Origin of the sequence: Rhizobium sp. SEMIA 4085 (assembly GCF_013004495.1) — a bacterium.
GTDB lineage: Bacteria > Pseudomonadota > Alphaproteobacteria > Rhizobiales > Rhizobiaceae > Rhizobium > Rhizobium gallicum.
This window is the reverse complement of sequence record NZ_JABEPH010000105.1, coordinates 1-16340: the sequence shown is the minus strand read 5'-3', so window position 1 is coordinate 16340 and position 16340 is coordinate 1. Positions and strand designations below refer to the sequence as shown.

Here is a 16340-nt window from a genome sequence, read left to right as displayed (position 1 = left end):
ACGGTCTCGGTCATGGCGGGGCCAACGCGATGGGAGCTGATGGGGAGAAGGGCGCCTGGAGGATGGTGAGCGAACCAGGTCAGATTCCGTCGATGGCAACCGGCGCACCTTATAGGGACGAGGATCAGGCCGGAATGGCCGCCTCCGTCGAGGCCAAATTTGCCGCCAAGCCCGGCGTGAGTGATGCCTGGTCGGTGAGGAACCCTGACGGCCCAGCCCATTTCGACGAATTCATGGAATGGCTCTCGGAAGAACGGATCGCTGGTCGGTATCCACGATGATGCGGGTCGCCTACCGGCAGAAACCGGCTAGACCGTAGGCAGCTCGCTCCGAAACAAGCCTGCTGGCGACTGTTGGTTTACGCCGAATTTCTGGCGCCATCGGTTGCAACAAGGACAGCTTCCCGCAGCGCCCTGGCATTTTGATGGACTGCCTCTTCGGTTAAACTCGGATCGACGAGGAGAGCCAGGCTCGTTTCGCCGAGTTTTTGCGCGACAGGCAATCTTCGCGCCGGTTGCGCCAGGTTAGCGAATGCCTTTTCGAGGTAGATCTCTGAGCAGCTTCCGGCAAAGCAGGAAACGCCTGCGGTATTCAGCTTCACCAGAATCTCGTCACGATCATGGCCCATCTTCAGTCGATCCGGACGAACAAACGTATAAAAGCGGTAATATGCATGGCGAATGCCCTCACGCGGCACGGGTGTTCGAAGAGCGTCGAGGTCGGCAGTCGCTGCGATAAGAATCTGCGCGTTTCTTTCTCTTGCCGCTTGCCACTCCTTTAGCCGGGCGAGTTGGCAGAGGCCAAGCACCGCCTGATACGACATCATCCGCAAGTTGGTGCCAACGGACTCGTGAAGCCATCGAAAACCGCTTCGAACCGACTTTTGCTGAACGGCGTCATATGACTTGCCGTGATCCCTTCTGCTCCATGCCTTCTTCCAAAGTGCTGTATCGTTCATCGCAATGAGGCCGCCTTCGCCGCCGGTGGTGATGATCTTATCCTGGCAGAACGAAAAGGCCGCAATATCGCCGAACGACCCGACCGGCTTCCCGTCAATGTCGGCGCCATGCGCTTGGGCGCAATCTTCAATGACCCACAAACCTCTCTCGTGGGCAAAAGCCATGATCTCAGCCATGTCGCATGGCCATCCTGCAAGGTGGACGGCGATGATGCCTTTGGTCCTTGACGAAACTTTCTCTGCTATCGCGGCTGTCGTGATATTCTGGCTATCCTGATCGATATCTGCAAAGACCGGCACCCCCCCGCAAAAGGGTACGCAAGCAGCAGATGCGACGAAACTGCGTGGCGTCACGATTACTTCGTCCCCAGCGCGCAAGCCGAGCGCGAACAGTGCGAGTTCGAGAGCAGCGGTTCCATTTGTGACGGCGATGGCGTGTTCAACCCCGAGCAAGGCGGTGTACGCTTCTTCGAATTGCGCCACATAGGGACCTGTCCAGGCATTGACCCGACCGCTCCGAAGCATGGAAGCGACCGCTTCGATCTGCTCTTCATCAAAAACGGGCCACTGCGCCATTTCGCCCTCCGTCTTAGACGCGATATCCGCTTCCCGAAACTGGTTCCTGCATCACAGTACCTGACGAACCATCACGAAGGCTTCCGCTGCTCGACTGAAGACGGTTGCGCCGCGCAACGTCGCCAGCGCCCTCAAGGTTTCGATAGAGCGTTCATGTGGGGTTGGCCGGAGCTGCGATTGAAAAGCCGACATCGCTTCCAATTTGGTTTCGAGATGCTCCTCGATATCGATGAAGACGTGTGGAATGAAACTGGGCGTCACATAGGCCGCGTTCCAATTCGTCTCCGAGAGCGTCTCATATGCCAGAATCAATCTCGGATATTGTTCCTGATGAGGTCTTGCCGCCACGAGCGCAGACGTGAAGACGATCTGATGGTCGACATGCATGTCTCCGACGAAAGGGAGGAGAAGCGTTTGCGGGGAATATGCCGAAACGATTTCGAACAGCGAGCGGTTCAAATCGGAGACGGCCGTCTCGGCCAGGCCGGCTGCGGGGAAACCCATCCAATCGGTTCTGCCGACACCAAGGATCGCGTGCGCCCGGCGCGCCTCTTCCCTCACGCGAGAGACGGCCTCGGATGCGTAATGCGGAGGCTTGCCCTCGGTTACGATGACGATCCGAACTTCGGCTCCCTCCGAAGCGAGCCGCGCAATTGTACCACCTGCCCCGAGAACCTCGTCGTCCGCATGGGGGGCGATGACAAGCGTCCTGCCGAAGACGTCGCTCAACATGCGTACGCCGCCTATTTCCATCGGTTTTCGATCCCGCGTTCATATAGGGAGGTGGCGTTGATGCTCGGGTCCACGTTCGCTCCTCGGATTGTTACATGCCCGCGATCGAGACGGCGACGACATCCCCCGGAAGCAACTCCGTGAATGGCGCACCATCGATCACGGTATTGACCCCGCTCTTGGGGCGGCGAACCTCGTAAGTGAAGGAGATCTGGTCGCGATTTCTTTCGTCCGCGGCTACCGAAGCAAGGAGATAGAATTGCTCTTCGGCGGATTGGCGTGTGGATTCGAGCTTCTTGATCGCCGTTTCGCGCTCCTGGAGCTTCAGCAATATGTCTTTCTCCCGATCCGCCTGCAGTTTCGCGAGTTCCAGCTTGAGGTTGCCGAGTTCGCGTCTCGACCGGGATGTCTCCGCGTATATCTCCAGAAGCTGGGTTTTCTCGTTCGAAGTCGTATTCTTGACCCGCGCGATCTCGGTCTCCGTATTCAGTTCGCGTTTGCGTAGCGCGGTCACACGTTCAAGATCTCGCTCGTTCATCTCGACGACGCCTTTTTGTTCGACTTCAAGCTGAGCGAGAATCTTCAAACCTGCCTCTGTTTCGGCAATCCCCTGTGTCAGAATCTGGACTTGAGCCTGTGTCGTGATCAGATCGGTTTTCAGGATCTTCTCCTCGATTTCGAGTACGCTCTTGAGAGATGTTCTTTCGAGATAGGGGCGTGCGCTCTCTGGGGCGTCTTGCAAATCGATGGTTTCGGCCCCACGTAACTGGGCCGCCAACCGCGCTGCATAAATCGCCTCATGGACGATTTCCACCTCGGCGCCGTCCATCGTCCCCCGCAATCGCGCGCGGGCCATGATCTTGTCAGCCGCACTCGACGCCGCCGTCAAAGTTCCACCTGCAAGGCCGACAGCCTGTTCGACCGTCAAGCCCGGAAAAAAGGGAAAGGATCCGGGGTTCTTGACCTCGCCCAGAACAAAAACCGGCTTGTAGGTCGCTATGTTCAACGCAATTTTAGGATCGACCAATATCTGCCGGTTCTTGTATTCGGTCCGCAATTTTTCCAGCGCCTGGTTGACACTGAGCCCTCCGATCTCGACGCCGCCGACCAAGGGAAATTGCGCAGCCCCATCTGCATCAACTGTCAACAGAACTGGCAGTAGGGCGTCGTCAAGAAAATCAAAATTGACGGCGTCTCCGGGCTGCAGCTGGTAAACCTCCGATCGCGTATCAGTTACGGCCGCAACAAGCATTGCAATGGCGACCCAAATAGCCCGGCGAGAAGCATTGCGTTCGCCGGAAATTGCGCCGCTTTTCACCCAAGGATGAGATGACATCATGTCCCCCATTGAACCATCGGTTGTCGCACGAGCGACGTGGATTCGATCTCTATCTAAGAAAGTTGTTTCTTTTAACGTCAAGTAAATAAATGTTAAACGGCGCGTCGCAGTAGTACGGAAACGTCTATTGCATTCAGGCTATGAAAGGTTACTTCTATAGCCCGTCAGTATTATATTCAGTTCGATGCGCGACGTCTGCAGGTCAATTTAAGATTGTATTTTATTGTATCGCATTCTTGGTTTGTTGAAAATAGATTTGCTTTTTAAGATTAGATTTTTTGTCAGTAATATTCTAACATGAAGCGCGGCGTTATTCCTGCGACCAGCTGATGCGCATTTACTGATGCTCTGTTGAATCCTAGCCAGTCGATATCGAGAGCTTCACCAGGAGTTGAGAGATGCTCATTGAAACCAAAGCTGAGTTGGGAGCGTATCAGCCATTTTCTCAAACACACAGCGAACGGCAAGTGTCGAGATATCGCGTCCATGCGTCCCGCCTCGAAGGGGAAGTGTTAGTAAGTGGAGCGAAGAATAGTGTTCTGCGTCTTCTCGCAGCCTCGCTGCTGACATCTGGCAAAATCGAGATCTCGAACTATCCCACGATGCTCTTGGACGCTCAGGTTCATCTTGGGATGCTGGAGGCGCTTGGAAAACATTGCATTGTCGAAGGCGAGACGGCCTATATCGAGGAGATTGTCCCCCCGCCGTCGGAGTTGGTGTGGAAGGGCCGCTCAATTCGCAACACACTCTTGATATTGGGTGCCCTAACGGCTCGCACCGGGAGAGGCTCTGTGCCGTTGCCGGGTGGCTGCAAACTCGGTGAACGAAAGCATGACCTGCATGTTATGCTTTTGGAAGCACTTGGTGCGACCGTTACAGAAACAGACACCAATCTCGAAGCCTATGCACCGCAAGGCCTGACGGGCGCCGACATCCGTTTGCCGATCCGCTCAACCGGCGCTACCGAGAACGCTCTGTTGTGCGGCGCATTGGCCCGCGGTGTCACGACCGTTTGGAACCCGCATATCCGCCCTGAAATAATCGATCTGATCTCCATGCTTCGAACGATGGGCTCGAAGATCAAGCTATTCGGTCAGGAGCGCATCGAGATTGAAGGTCGAGAAGGGCTCACGGGTGTTCGACATAGGGTCATTGGCGATAACATGGAAGCTCTAACGTGGCTGGTCGGGGCGTGTATCACCAACGGCGACGTCGAGATCCATGGCTTTCCGCTATCGGACTTGGAAGTTCCCCTCATACACCTCAAGGAAAGCGGCGCGCGTGTCTATACCGGTCAAGAGAGCATAATCGTTCGCGGCGGCAACTGTTATCCCGTGGAGATCAGCACGGGCGCCTATCCAGGAATAAATTCCGACATGCAGCCTCTCTTTGCAGCGTTCGGTGCCATGTCACGCGGTGAGAGCAAGATAATTGATCTGCGCTTTCCGGGACGCTACCTCTACGCGGAAGAGATGGGTTTGATGGGACTTGACTATTCCATCGAAGATAATCTCCTACGCATTCGCGGCGGCACCAAGTTGCGTGGGGCGGAAGTTACAGCACGTGATCTTCGCGCAGGCATCGCCCTGACTTTGGCCGGTCTCGTCGCCGACGGAGAGACGATCGTGCGCGACGCCTGGCAAATAGAACGTGGTTACGATCGATTCATCGAGAAAGTTACATCGCTGGGTGGGGACGTCCTCGCCGAATGAAGACAGGCGGAAATGGCGCTGTTGGTCACCGTGGAACTGACTGTGAACACTCCGAAGATATCAAGCAAGAATGTTTCGTCGCTTCTCGGGAACATCAAGAACGTTGAGATTTCATCTCATGTCCCGCTGAAGTACGTCGGGCGATGGCAGATCGGCGGACCGGCTGACGTCGTGGTTGAACCGCTCGATGCGCGAGCGGTCAGCGAGGTTTTGAAGTGCCTCGGTGCGGAGAAAGTGCCATTCTTGGTGATTGGCGATGGCACGAACCTTCTCTTTGATGATGCAGGTTTTCGAGGTGTGGTCCTGCGGATCGGAAGAAGAATGTCCCAGATTGCAATCAACGGCACACACGTCGTTGCTCAAGCCGGAATCTGGACTCCTGTTTTTGCGCGAAAAGTCGGATGTGCAGGATTGACCGGTGCGGAGCACACGGTGGGAATTCCAGGAACGCTGGGCGGCCTGGTTGTTATGAACGGTGGCAGCCAGAGAAAGGGGATCGGCAGCAACCTTGTTAGTGCAACGGTCGTCGACATTGATGGCAAGGTGAACATCTTGGATCGAAACGCATGTGAATTCTCATACAGAAAATCCAACCTGCAGCGGCCGGACCTGGTTCTCTTGGAAGCAGCTTTTGAGTTTTCCACCGCTAACAAGGCGGACGTGCGAAGAAGGATGATTGAAATTATGGTGTCGAGACGAAAGAAATTCCCCCTTCGCCTCCCAAACTGCGGTTCCGTTTTCCTCAGTGACCCCAAGATGTATGACGTTGTAGGTCCCCCCGGAAAAGCGATCGAGGATGCTGGCTTGCGGGGACGTCGCATAGGTGGAGCTCAGATTGCCCCTGGTCATGGGAACTTTATCGTTAACCTCGGCGGTGCAACGAGCTCGGACGTGCTGGGCCTGATCGATTTAATAAGAAGGACGATTTTTGAACGAAGCGGCTTTTTAATGGACTGCGAAGTTCGTCACGTTCGTCCCGACGGATTGCTCCAACCAGCTCATCTTTCGGTTCAATCAGGAAAGTGGAATTGATGCCTCGCGTGGTTGTCGTGTCCCCATACTACAACAGGGCTCACTTAGTCGATGAGACCGTCACGGCAATTCGCGATCAGACATATCAGGATTTCGAGGCCTATTTCGTTGACGATGGGTCGCAAGACGGCACCTATCATGCACTTTTGAAATACAAGTCGGATAAAATACGCGTTTCTACGCAACGCAACGTAGGGTTCACGCGGACTATGATCTCGACTATCGCCTGCACGGATAGCGAATTCATCGCAGTTCAGGGATCAGGCGATATATCTTATCCAATGCGCCTGCAGAGCCAGGTTCGATTTTTAGAGGAGTATCCTGATGTCGTTGCAGTCGGCTGCTATCGGGAAGTCGTATCAGACATAGCTTCGAGGAGTTACACCGTTCGGCCGCTCGTCCATAAGGATATAAAAGTACAACTCTTTAACGGCAATCCTTTTTCGCAGGGCGAAGTCCTTATGCGACGCTCTGTATATGAAAGGGCTGGGGGATATAGACCTTTCTTCGTATATCGGCAGGATCTCGATCTGTGGCTGCGCATGACGGACTACGGGGAGATGGCTGTCGTTCCCGAGATTTTATACAAAGCTTGGAAGCGCAAGGATTCCGTAACCGGCGATCCGCGCAAGCTGGCAGTTGCGATGAGCTGCAGAGATTTCGCCTTGTATTGTGCCCGAGAGCGCATGGCAGGGAGGCCCGATCCCTTGGACGCGAATGGGCCGATTTCGGCGTTGATGCGGCCGCGGTCAAAGGATCTTGCGACAAGCCTCGCCTCGGAGGCCAGGCGGCGGGCCTTGATAGGGCTGGAAGATGATGCAAGCTATCTGCTAAAGGCAGCTTTCAACGAGAAACCAGTCATCTCAGCTTGGTTTACGCGCGTTATTTTATTCGTTCCGTGGCTGAGGCCACTGGCTCTTCTTGCCAATCGTCTTATGGGCCTACTCAGAGGCTGGGGGGCAGCGCCCCGCGCGGACAGGGCCGCTTGATCTAGATGATTTCGTCAGAGCCCGGGAACAAAGGTCTCAGTCACAAAGTCCGATCCGAGGTCGCGATGACCTCGATATTCCAAGGCGCAGGCATAGCCATCGATTTGGCTTACATGGCCATCCTATCACGCCTCCTGTCGCCAGCGGATTTTGGCGTCATGGCAACGGCGATCTTGTTCCTCTCATTTTGCAATCTTTTGCGTGAAATCGGAATTGGCGCGACGATCGTTCAATTGCCAAGCCTCACAGAAGTTGAGCAGCGGACGGCACTCACGTTAGTGCTGATCTCGTCTGCCATTCTCTTCTTTTTGGCACAGGCTTGTGCTGCGCCATTTGCGCGCTTCATGAACATGCCCGCGTCGGAAGATGTTGTTAGAGTATTGTCGTTCATCATCATCGTTCAAGCATTTACCTCGATATCAGAGGGCCTGCTCTTACGGCGACTGGAAATGCGCCGCATCCGAATGAGCGAGATTGCGGCCAAAACGCTCGCATACGGCACGACCGGCATCGGTTTGGCATTTGCGGGCTTCGGATACTGGGCCCTTGCGGCGGCATCGATATGTGAGGCCAGTTTCCTGTCCTTCGTCCTGGTTTATGCTGCTAAACCGAACCTTCGACCGTTATTTGATAGCCAATCCAGCCGTCGCCTTATGGGAAAGGGATCTGGCTTTACTGCATCACGGGTAATCAACTTTATCGCGCTTCGCGCAGACATCACCATTGTCGGCCGATCCTTGGATGCAATTCACCTTGGCCTCTACTCACGAGCATATCGTCTCATGAGTCTTCCGACGGACGTTTACGCTCGAATAGCGGATCGGGTCGTTTTTCCGGCGATGGCGCAAGTGCAGTCTAACCCAGAGCGGCTCAAGAAAGCGTATCTGCGAGGCGTTGGTCTAACCGCTCTTTTTGGAATGCCAATGAGCGCAGTGATCTATATTCTTGCTCCGGAAATTGTTTTGTCCCTCCTCGGCAAGCAATGGGAGAAGGTTATCCCCGTGTTTTCCTATCTTGCTATCGGAATGTACTTTAGGTTGGCTTCACGCGTGAGTGGGTCTCTGCTGCGCGCAACGGCGTCCATACGCGCGCTTATACTATCGCAAGCTGTTTATGCGTGCCTGTCAGTATGCGGCACTTTGCTAGTTGTCGAGTATGGACTATCAGCAGTGGCGACAGCAGTGGGACTTGCCATTTTTGTATACTTTTGCGTAATCACCGCGTTTGCCTGCCAAGTAGCCCGCGTCTCCCTCATGGAGTTAATCATGGAGCATCGATACGGTATGCGTGTATCGGCCATGGTTGGCATTCCTTGCTTTGTCATCGCTTACGTTCTGCGGCTCGAAAATACGCATGCGAGCATCGTACTACTTTCCGAAACCTTGTTTCTGGGCATCTTTTCGATTTGCTTCGCATATCGCATGCCGATTAAACTAATTGGCAAAGAGGGTGCTGAATTCAGCGGCCATATGCGCAGCGCAATTCGTTCAATGCTGCGCCCTGGTTGAAATGATCCATCGTCCGTCTAGGTTGTCTTTCGCCGCCTCAGAAGCCATATGACGACTGACCGCCATCAGCCGGTTCCGGCTGAACAGGCCCAAATCCGCTCATATGCTGCATTTAACGCAGACCCATCCGAATTTAAATGGGCCACGTCCCACGCCCCCGGATCGCGTTTGGGATGTGCCGGCAGAATCGTTTTTTCCATTTTCCGCCAGAATGAAAATGTCCGCATCTGCCAAAAATTTGTGCTCCTCGTGTCGATCTTTTGCCTGTCTGAACGTCCTAAGGTCGGTAGTGGCGCCACGGCGCCGAAAGCGGTTTTGCGATCTCGCAAGAGCAAGGAGATGATGGAGATGGGCGTTTCGTATCGTTGGATCATTGTCGGGATTGGCGCATTGATGACCTGTGTCGCTCTTGGCGCCATGTTTTCGCTGGCGATCTTTCTCGAGCCGATGGCCACGACCACCCATTGGTCGCGTGCCGGCATTTCAGGCGCCATGACGCTCAATTTTCTCGTCATGGGCGTCGGAGGTTTCGCATGGGGCGCGGCAACCGACCGCTTCGGTCCCCGTATCGTCGTGCTGACTGGTGCAGGGCTTTTGGGGCTTGCACTTGTCCTTGCCAGCCGGGCGGAGTCGCTGCTCGTGTTTCAATTGAACTACGGCGTTCTCGTTGGCCTTGCTGCCAGCGCTTTCTTCGCGCCGATGATCGCAATCACCACCGCATGGTTCGAAAAGAACCGCAGCCTTGCCGTTTCCCTGGTCTCAGCGGGCATGGGGGTGGCGCCGATGACGATCTCACCCTTCGCGCGCTGGCTGATCTCGGCCCATGACTGGCGCACAGCGATGCTCACGATCGGCATCGTGGCCTGGACGCTTCTGGTGCCGGCGGCTCTGCTGGTGCGCCGTCCGCCGGCTGCCGCTGGTTCCGGCGATATAGACCAGGACCTTCCTGCGCAGAGCAATGGAACGTCGCTCAAGCAAGCGTTCCGCTCGCCGCAGCTCCTCGTCCTCGCCCTGACATTCTTTGCCTGCTGCGCGGCGCATTCGGGCCCGATCTTTCATATGGTGAGCTATGCAATGGTATGCGGCGTGGCGCCAATGGCCGCAGTCAGCATCTACAGCATCGAGGGCCTGGCGGGGCTCGGTGGCCGGATTGTGTTCGGCCTGCTTGCAGACAGGCTCGGCGTAAAACCGGTGCTGGTCGCGGGGTTGATGGTCCAGGCAGTTGCGATCGCTGCCTATCTTCTCGTCAGCCGGCTTAGCGAATTCTACACCCTCGCCGTTGTTTTCGGCGGAGCCTATGGTGGTGTGATGCCGCTCTATGCAGTGCTTGCCCGCGAATATTTCGGACCGCGCATCATCGGCACGGTGTTCGGGGCGGTGACCATGCTCTCGAGCATCGGCATGGCCGTCGGCCCTTTGGCCGGTGGTTGGGTCTTCGATACCTTCGCCAACTACTCCTGGCTCTTCATCGGTTCGGCCATGGTCGGGCTCGGCGCAGTCGCGGTCGCGCTTGCCTTCCCGGCGCTGCCGCGCGCACGGCTTCAACCGGCCTAGATGGAATCCGGTAGTCTGTCGCGATTTCGCGGGAATAAAGTCGGTCTCTTCACGTTCTACCCGATCATTGGACCGGAGAACGAGCATGTTTCATTTTCGACAGAAAGACCCAGACAAGATTCATTTCCTTTGCCAGCCGGAAGATCTTGAGGTCATCGCGCCACCAGTGCCTGCCAAGTCGGTTCTGCCGGAGTGGTATCGCAAGCTGCCGGTGGTCGATGCAAAGCATCAGTCGACCACAGATAGCGGTCTGACCATTAAACGCTGCATGCCGTTTCTCGACGCTATGATGACCGGCTGGATCTTGCCGCTGGCAGCGACGGTACGGCTTGAGATCAAGGAGGACGGCAGGAGCGTCGAGGCGGGCTGGGAGTTCGACCGGGTCATGGTCAGTAATCACGGCGTCCATCAGGTCGCGGGCAATCCGAAAGAGCCCGGCCCGCCCTGCAAGTTTCATAATTACTGGTCGATCCGCACGCCACCTGGATGGAGTTGCCTCTTCGTGCCGCCGCTCAACCGGCCAGCGCAGCCGTTCGAATGCGTGGCGGGTATCGTCGACACCGACACTTACACGGCTCATATCCACTTTCCGTTTTTTGCGACGGCGCCCGACGGACTCTATGTCATCGAGAAGGGAACGCCGCTTGTGCAGGTGATCCCGATTCACCGCAATCGCGCGGCAATCAATGCGGAAATTCGCCGCGAAACCCGGGAAGAGGCAATGAACCGCCAGACAATCTACCGCAACACCATTGCCGGCCACGGGTGGTACCGCAAGGGCGCACGCGCTGCCCGCTGAAATTTCAGCGAGCGAGCAACGAGACGGGGGCCGGATAGTCCGGCCCCCGTTCCTTATCCTGCGCTGTCATTAACGCCAGGAGCGCCAATGGTGACGCGAATGATACGAGCCATCAGAACCGCTCGAGCTCGAATTGGAAGAACTGTTCGAAGAGGAATTCGAAGAACGGTTCGACGATGAGTTCGAGTTAGAATTCGATGAACTGTTCGAAGACGAATTGGAGTTCGAATTGCTTGATGAATTCGAACTCGAATTTGACGAGCTATTGCCGGCAACGACGATTGCACCGTCGCTCTGGCTGCTCGACTGTTTCCCGCCGTCAGGTTGTATCGTCGTGTATTCCTTGGCCTGTACGGCAGAACCTGCCAGCGCCGCGACGCCGGCGATAAGGGCCGTGCTCAGTTTCCAGGATTTTTTCATGCCAGTTACTCCTTTTGAAAACAGGACCGGCTGCTCCGGTCCGGCAGAGTAACGGGCGGCACAAGGTTCTATTCCCGACTTCCGAACGCTTTTAATTTTACGCCCCGTCACGGATTTCGGCGAGCGCCTTCGCCTCTTCGGACGCCTCGATCGGCGGCTTGGCATCAATGGCTGAAAGGTAGGCGTCGAGCGCATCCGTGGATGAAGCCGGCGCATAGCCGCCGCTGCCGCCAGCAGCAGCCACTGCGAACGCCACGCGCCATTGCTCACCGGACCGGCAGGCGACCGAAACCACGGTCGAGCGGTCGGGCGAATCGACTTCGAACTCGCGGCAAAGCGCCTGCGCATTGTCACGGAAGGTTGCGATTGCCCGGAACCGCTGGTTGGAACCGGCCAACTGCCGCTCCTGGCCGGAAACAACCGTTGCCAGGGCCTCGTTGAGCGCGGAGGCGCTGACCCCGGCAACCTGAAGGCCGGCCGAGGCAGGCTCTTCGGACTGCGCCAGCCAATACCCGCCCAATCCACCGAGAATGGCGGTAAGCGACGCGGCGATCGGGGTGAACCAGCGGCGGGCGACGACCTGATCGTTGGCTGTACGTCGCCGGAATGGCAACACGGATGCAGCACCCTGATCGGCGGCCTTCTTTTTTGCGATCATGGCTTCGATTGCCTGGGTCAGCTCGGCCGGAACCGGTTCGTCCAAAAGCGGTTCCAGCGCCGTCTGTGCCGCTGCTCGTGTCTCCAGGAAAAATGCCACGCGGGGGACGAGCTCATCGTCCGTCTCCATGGCACGTTCAATCTCGGCCGCCGTTTTAGGATCAAGCTCGCCATCGGCAAAGCGCATCAGTGTCTCATCTGAAAAATCCGTCTTGGTCATGCCTTGGCCTCTTTCGTCTCCTCAGAACGGGTTGTCTCCGCCGTTATTCCAGCGGCGTCTGCGAGATTTTTTCGTGCTCGGGCCAGGCGGCTCATGACCGTTCCGATTGGAATGGTGAGTATATCGGCTGTCTCGCGGTAGGAGAGCTCTTCGACGCAGACGAGGATAAGTACCTCGCGTTGTTCGTCTGGAAGATCGGTAATTGCCTCAGCGACGCTCTTGAGCGTCAGTGACGCTTCGACAATGCGCTCGCCGGAAGAGCCTGCGATGTCGTGACGCTCTGAAATATCCTCCTGAATGCCTGCCGTCTTCTGCCGGCGGACCTGGTCGATCCAGAGATTGCGGAGAATGCGGAACATCCAGGCGTCGAAGCGTGTACCGGGTTCGAATCGTTCTGTATTGGCAAGCGCGCGCTCACAAGCCATTTGCACGAGGTCGTCGGCGATGTCGCGCGTTCCACAGAGCGATATTGCAAATCGCCGCATGTTCGGCAGAAAGGCGATCAGTTGGTCTTCAACGCTCTCCTTCCGCATGGTCATGGTCGATTGGTTCTTCCCTTGATCGGAATAACGCGCGGTTAAGCGCGTTTTCTGGCAATCTATCGTTATTGCCCAGTTACTCCAAGTGATTGGTTCTGCCCGATAGACAACCCGCAGCCATTGAGGAGGCATAAAATGCGAGAATGGTTATCGCTGTTTGGACCAAGGACCAAGGGACGCTTTCTTGTGGCTCTTTTGCTTTCCAGCGGCCTCACGCTTGCTGACGGCTGGCCCGCGGCCGAACTGGTGGGCATAGGATCCGCTCTTGCCGATGACGATGATGGTGGTGATGATGGTGATGACGATGGCGATGATCATGGCGGCGGGAGGTCTGATGCCTCCGATTCAGGCGGCAGGAGCCTTTTTAGGATGTTCGGCAATGCGCCGCGCGCGCCGCGGCGCGCGCGTTCATCGGTTGCCGATTTGCCGATCCAGGACCCCGACGGGATCGGGGGTTCGGGTTTTACTGCGCTACAGCTCGACCAGCTATCGGCAGCCGGTTTCGAAATCATCGAGCGGCAAGCGCTCTCCGCTGTCAACACAGAAGTGGTAAAGCTGCGCATTCCGTCCAGTCTTGCACTCAATGCTGCGCGAGAGTTGGCGGCCACCTTGGCGCCGCAAGCCAGGATCGACTTCAATCACTACTATCGGCCGGAGCAGAGCCCCGACCTGCGCTGCGGCACGGCCGATTGCCTTGCGCGGACCGTTATAGGCTGGCCGGCGGAGCAGGAAGGAGAGGGAACTTGCGCAAGCGAAGTTGGCATCGGACTGGTCGATACAGCTGTCAATGCCGATCACGGCGTTTTCGCCGGCAGCAGCATCGAAACCATCCGGCTCGCCGACGATACGCTGCCGGATTCGGGGCAGCAGCATGGAACGGCTGTTGCGGCCCTTCTGGTCGGGGCGACGACGAGCCGGACGCCGGGGTTGGTACCAGGCGCGACGTTGATCGCTGTCGACCCATTTTATCGGGCGCGACGTCAGGACGATCGCTCGGAGGCCTATAATCTCGTACGGGCGTTGGACTTGCTGGCTGAGCGTGAGGTCGAGGTCATCAATCTCAGTCTTGCCGGCCCCGCCAATTTGCTGCTCGAAGAGGCTGTGCGGAGGGTCAGCGAACGCGGCATCATCATCGTTGCCGCCGTCGGCAATGCCGGCCCTAGGTCCGACCCATCCTATCCTGCGGCCTATGAGGAGGTCGTTGCTGTTACGGCAATCGACCGGAACAAGAACCCTTACAGACGCGCGGGGCGTGGTCAGCACATCGACTTGGCAGCCCCCGGTGTCGCGGTCTGGACTGCTGCATCCGTCAGCGGTGGGCGAGCGAAAACCGGTACCTCTTTCGCGGCGCCCTTTGTCACCGCGGCAGCCGCGCGGATGAAAGGCGCAAGTCCTGGTCTTGCCCCCGAGCGCATTCGCGATGCGCTGACGCGAAGCGCGGAAGATCTCGGCGAACCCGGCAAGGATCCGATCTTCGGGTGGGGGCTTTTGAACGCGCGCACACTCTGTGGGGCGTGAGGGTGCAATTATGAAATTCGGCAAGTAACGGCGGCCCTATTAGGCGGGCGTTGCGCGCGCTTTCGCCGCACGACCAGACTAGCGACTCTAAGGATCGCGACGTGTTTAAAGCTCGTGCGGAGGTATTTGGAACGGCACCCGCAGGTTCGCGATGGATGCCTTCCCTTGAACAATGCGTCGAGGATCGCTCGGCGGGGGCGTGAGACGACGGCATGCCCCGTCACGGCGACAAATGCAGCGCTGCCGTTGCCACCGGCGAGTCCCATAAAGCGATCTCGTCGTCGGTCAGCAAAGCCAGTGTGACCGACAAGCCCTGCATATCGAGCGAGGTGACATAGGTGCCAACCAGCGCGCGTTCGATGTGAATCAACCGCTCTTCCATGAAACGGTGAGCGGCGTTGTAGGCAAGGTAGAGTTCGGCCGGCGGCGTGCCGCCAAGGCCGTTGACGAAGAGCAAGGCTTTCGTATCCGGCTGGATGGAGATGTCTGCCGAGATTGTTTCGCAAAGATGACGGATGATGGCGTCGGCGGCCAGGAGGCGTTGTCTCGAATGGCCCGGCTCCCCATGGATGCCGACGCCCATTTCCATTTCGTCCGTGTTCAATGAAAATGTCGTGCGCTGGATCTGTGGTATCGTGACTCCGCTAAGCGCCACCCCCATTGTCCGGATACGTCCGTTCAGGCGGTCGCCGATCCGCTTCAATTCCTCAAGCGGCAGGCCCCGTTCCGCAGCCGCACCGATGATTTTCTCGACGACCAGTGTGCCTGCAACGGCGCGGCGTCCTCGGCCTTCGCCGGTTCTGCCCGTCTCGATATCGTCGCTGACGATGACAGTTTCGATCCTGTGCCGGTGGGCGGCCATTTCTATCGCCATCTCGAAGTTCATGATGTCGCCGTCATAATTCTTGATGATGAGCAGGCATCCGGCACCTGTGTCCGCCTCCTCTATGGCGCTCACGATCTGGTCGGGCGTCGGCGAGGTAAAAATATGCCCGACGCAGGCCGCATCCAGCATTCCCTTGCCGACAAATCCGATATGCATAGGCTCGTGACCGGCGCCGCCACCCGAGATGAGTGCGACCTTACCTGGTGTGAAGTGTCGACGGCGGACGCATTTTCGCCCTGCGCCGAACACGACGATCTCCCCATGGGCGCGCACGAAGCCTTCCAGGCTTTCGGCGACCATGGTTGCCGCAGTGTTCATGAACTTCTTCATCGAGCCCTCCCCAAGGCGGCGCTATGTTTGAGGTCCTCAGCCGTTCCGCGAAATGCTGATCAATCCGTACCTGCGGAAAGCGCGGCGATCTTCTGCACCAAGTCGGAGATCGCCTCCTCCAGCAGACGGTTCTTCCTGTCGTCGCCGAAATCCGGAACCATGATGGAAAGTTGCCGCAACTTTTCAGCATTGCCAAGCTCCGGAAGTTTCCCCGGATGCGCTGTTTGATAGGCGTTCAGGAAACGCTCCTGCTCGGCGGCACTGAAGTGGCAAACCCGAAAAATCGTCGCCAAATGCCGGGCCGGCAGAGGTGTTGCATAGGTCGGGCTCGTGACCTGCGTAACGAAGCTTCGGTGTTTTCCGAGCTCCGTGGCAAGTCGCTGGCGGGTGCCGGAGGGGCGATTGTCGATGATCTGCGCCAGGATGGACTTGTAGGCGATAATGGCGTCTTCGGTGTCGTCGCGCGCCATTTTACTCTACGGCAGCCTATGTTTCATCGGATCTCATTCGGAAGATCCCGGGGCTTATTTGGGGGACGCGTTCGGAGAGCACGGGAACATGCCGCGCGCGG

16 protein-coding genes are annotated in these 16340 nt (G+C 57.2%); 9 read left to right on the top strand and 7 right to left on the bottom strand.

Annotation, left to right across the window (positions count from 1 at the left end):
- Positions 1-281: hypothetical protein (locus C9413_RS13115; protein ID WP_210263487.1), on the top strand; the 281-nt coding region annotated here is incomplete at its 5' end.
- A gap of 77 nt (positions 282-358) precedes the next feature.
- Here C9413_RS13115 and C9413_RS13110 read toward each other — a convergent pair.
- The 3 genes from C9413_RS13110 to C9413_RS13100 form a co-directional block, all read right to left on the bottom strand.
- The gene (locus C9413_RS13110; RefSeq protein ID WP_040115393.1) at positions 359-1534 is read right to left on the bottom strand and encodes a DegT/DnrJ/EryC1/StrS aminotransferase family protein; all 1176 of its coding nucleotides are present in this window, start codon (positions 1532-1534) and stop codon (positions 359-361) included.
- 51 nt (positions 1535-1585) lie between these two features.
- Positions 1586-2281 (bottom strand): PIG-L deacetylase family protein, encoded by a 696-nt coding sequence (locus C9413_RS13105; protein WP_170250531.1) that lies wholly within the window; start codon positions 2279-2281, stop codon positions 1586-1588.
- A 76-nt stretch (positions 2282-2357) separates the two neighbouring features.
- Entirely contained in the window at positions 2358-3602 is a 1245-nt protein-coding gene (locus C9413_RS13100; RefSeq protein ID WP_040116553.1) for a polysaccharide biosynthesis/export family protein, read from the bottom strand.
- 401 nt (positions 3603-4003) lie between these two features.
- Between C9413_RS13100 and C9413_RS13095 the strand changes: the two genes are divergently transcribed.
- From C9413_RS13095 to C9413_RS13065, 7 genes are all read left to right on the top strand, one after another.
- Positions 4004-5317, top strand: a complete 1314-nt coding sequence (locus tag C9413_RS13095) for a UDP-N-acetylglucosamine 1-carboxyvinyltransferase (RefSeq protein WP_082046716.1) — start codon at positions 4004-4006, stop codon at positions 5315-5317.
- 12 nt (positions 5318-5329) lie between these two features.
- The gene (gene murB, locus C9413_RS13090; RefSeq protein ID WP_052451785.1) at positions 5330-6349 is read left to right on the top strand and encodes a UDP-N-acetylmuramate dehydrogenase; all 1020 of its coding nucleotides are present in this window, start codon (positions 5330-5332) and stop codon (positions 6347-6349) included.
- Positions 6349-7338, top strand: a complete 990-nt coding sequence (locus tag C9413_RS13085; RefSeq protein WP_052451786.1) for a glycosyltransferase — start codon at positions 6349-6351, stop codon at positions 7336-7338. Before murB ends, C9413_RS13085 begins: the two co-directional genes overlap by 1 nt.
- A 65-nt stretch (positions 7339-7403) precedes the next feature.
- A complete protein-coding gene (locus tag C9413_RS13080) occupies positions 7404-8846 on the top strand; it encodes a lipopolysaccharide biosynthesis protein (RefSeq protein WP_040115394.1) in 1443 nt (480 codons plus the stop codon).
- A 348-nt stretch (positions 8847-9194) separates the two neighbouring features.
- The gene (locus C9413_RS13075; RefSeq protein ID WP_040116557.1) at positions 9195-10400 is read left to right on the top strand and encodes an MFS transporter; all 1206 of its coding nucleotides are present in this window, start codon (positions 9195-9197) and stop codon (positions 10398-10400) included.
- An 85-nt stretch (positions 10401-10485) separates the two neighbouring features.
- Positions 10486-11199 (top strand): DUF6065 family protein, encoded by a 714-nt coding sequence (locus tag C9413_RS13070; RefSeq protein ID WP_040115395.1) that lies wholly within the window; start codon positions 10486-10488, stop codon positions 11197-11199.
- A 133-nt stretch (positions 11200-11332) separates the two neighbouring features.
- Entirely contained in the window at positions 11333-11671 is a 339-nt protein-coding gene (locus tag C9413_RS13065) for a hypothetical protein (RefSeq protein ID WP_170250529.1), read from the top strand.
- Positions 11672-11716: 45 nt separating this feature from the next.
- Here C9413_RS13065 and C9413_RS13060 read toward each other — a convergent pair whose 3' ends face one another.
- Together C9413_RS13060 and C9413_RS13055 are read right to left on the bottom strand one after the other, a co-directional pair.
- A complete protein-coding gene (locus tag C9413_RS13060) occupies positions 11717-12496 on the bottom strand; it encodes an anti-sigma factor (protein WP_040115396.1) in 780 nt (259 codons plus the stop codon).
- Positions 12493-13035 carry an RNA polymerase sigma factor gene (locus C9413_RS13055; protein ID WP_040115397.1) on the bottom strand — a complete coding sequence of 181 codons (543 nt, stop codon included), beginning with the start codon at positions 13033-13035 and terminating at the stop codon, positions 12493-12495. Before C9413_RS13055 ends, C9413_RS13060 begins: the two co-directional genes overlap by 4 nt.
- A gap of 135 nt (positions 13036-13170) precedes the next feature.
- Between C9413_RS13055 and C9413_RS13050 the strand changes: the two genes are divergently transcribed.
- Positions 13171-14553 carry a S8 family serine peptidase gene (locus C9413_RS13050; protein WP_170250528.1) on the top strand — a complete coding sequence of 461 codons (1383 nt, stop codon included), beginning with the start codon at positions 13171-13173 and terminating at the stop codon, positions 14551-14553.
- Between the two features lie 220 nt (positions 14554-14773).
- Here the strand turns inward: C9413_RS13050 and C9413_RS13045 are convergent, their stop codons facing one another.
- Both C9413_RS13045 and C9413_RS13040 read right to left on the bottom strand, forming a co-directional pair.
- A complete protein-coding gene (locus C9413_RS13045) occupies positions 14774-15769 on the bottom strand; it encodes a dihydroxyacetone kinase subunit DhaK (RefSeq protein ID WP_040115399.1) in 996 nt (331 codons plus the stop codon).
- 59 nt (positions 15770-15828) lie between these two features.
- Positions 15829-16239 carry a hypothetical protein gene (locus C9413_RS13040; RefSeq protein WP_040115400.1) on the bottom strand — a complete coding sequence of 137 codons (411 nt, stop codon included), beginning with the start codon at positions 16237-16239 and terminating at the stop codon, positions 15829-15831.
- Positions 16240-16340: the final 101 nt, after the last annotated feature.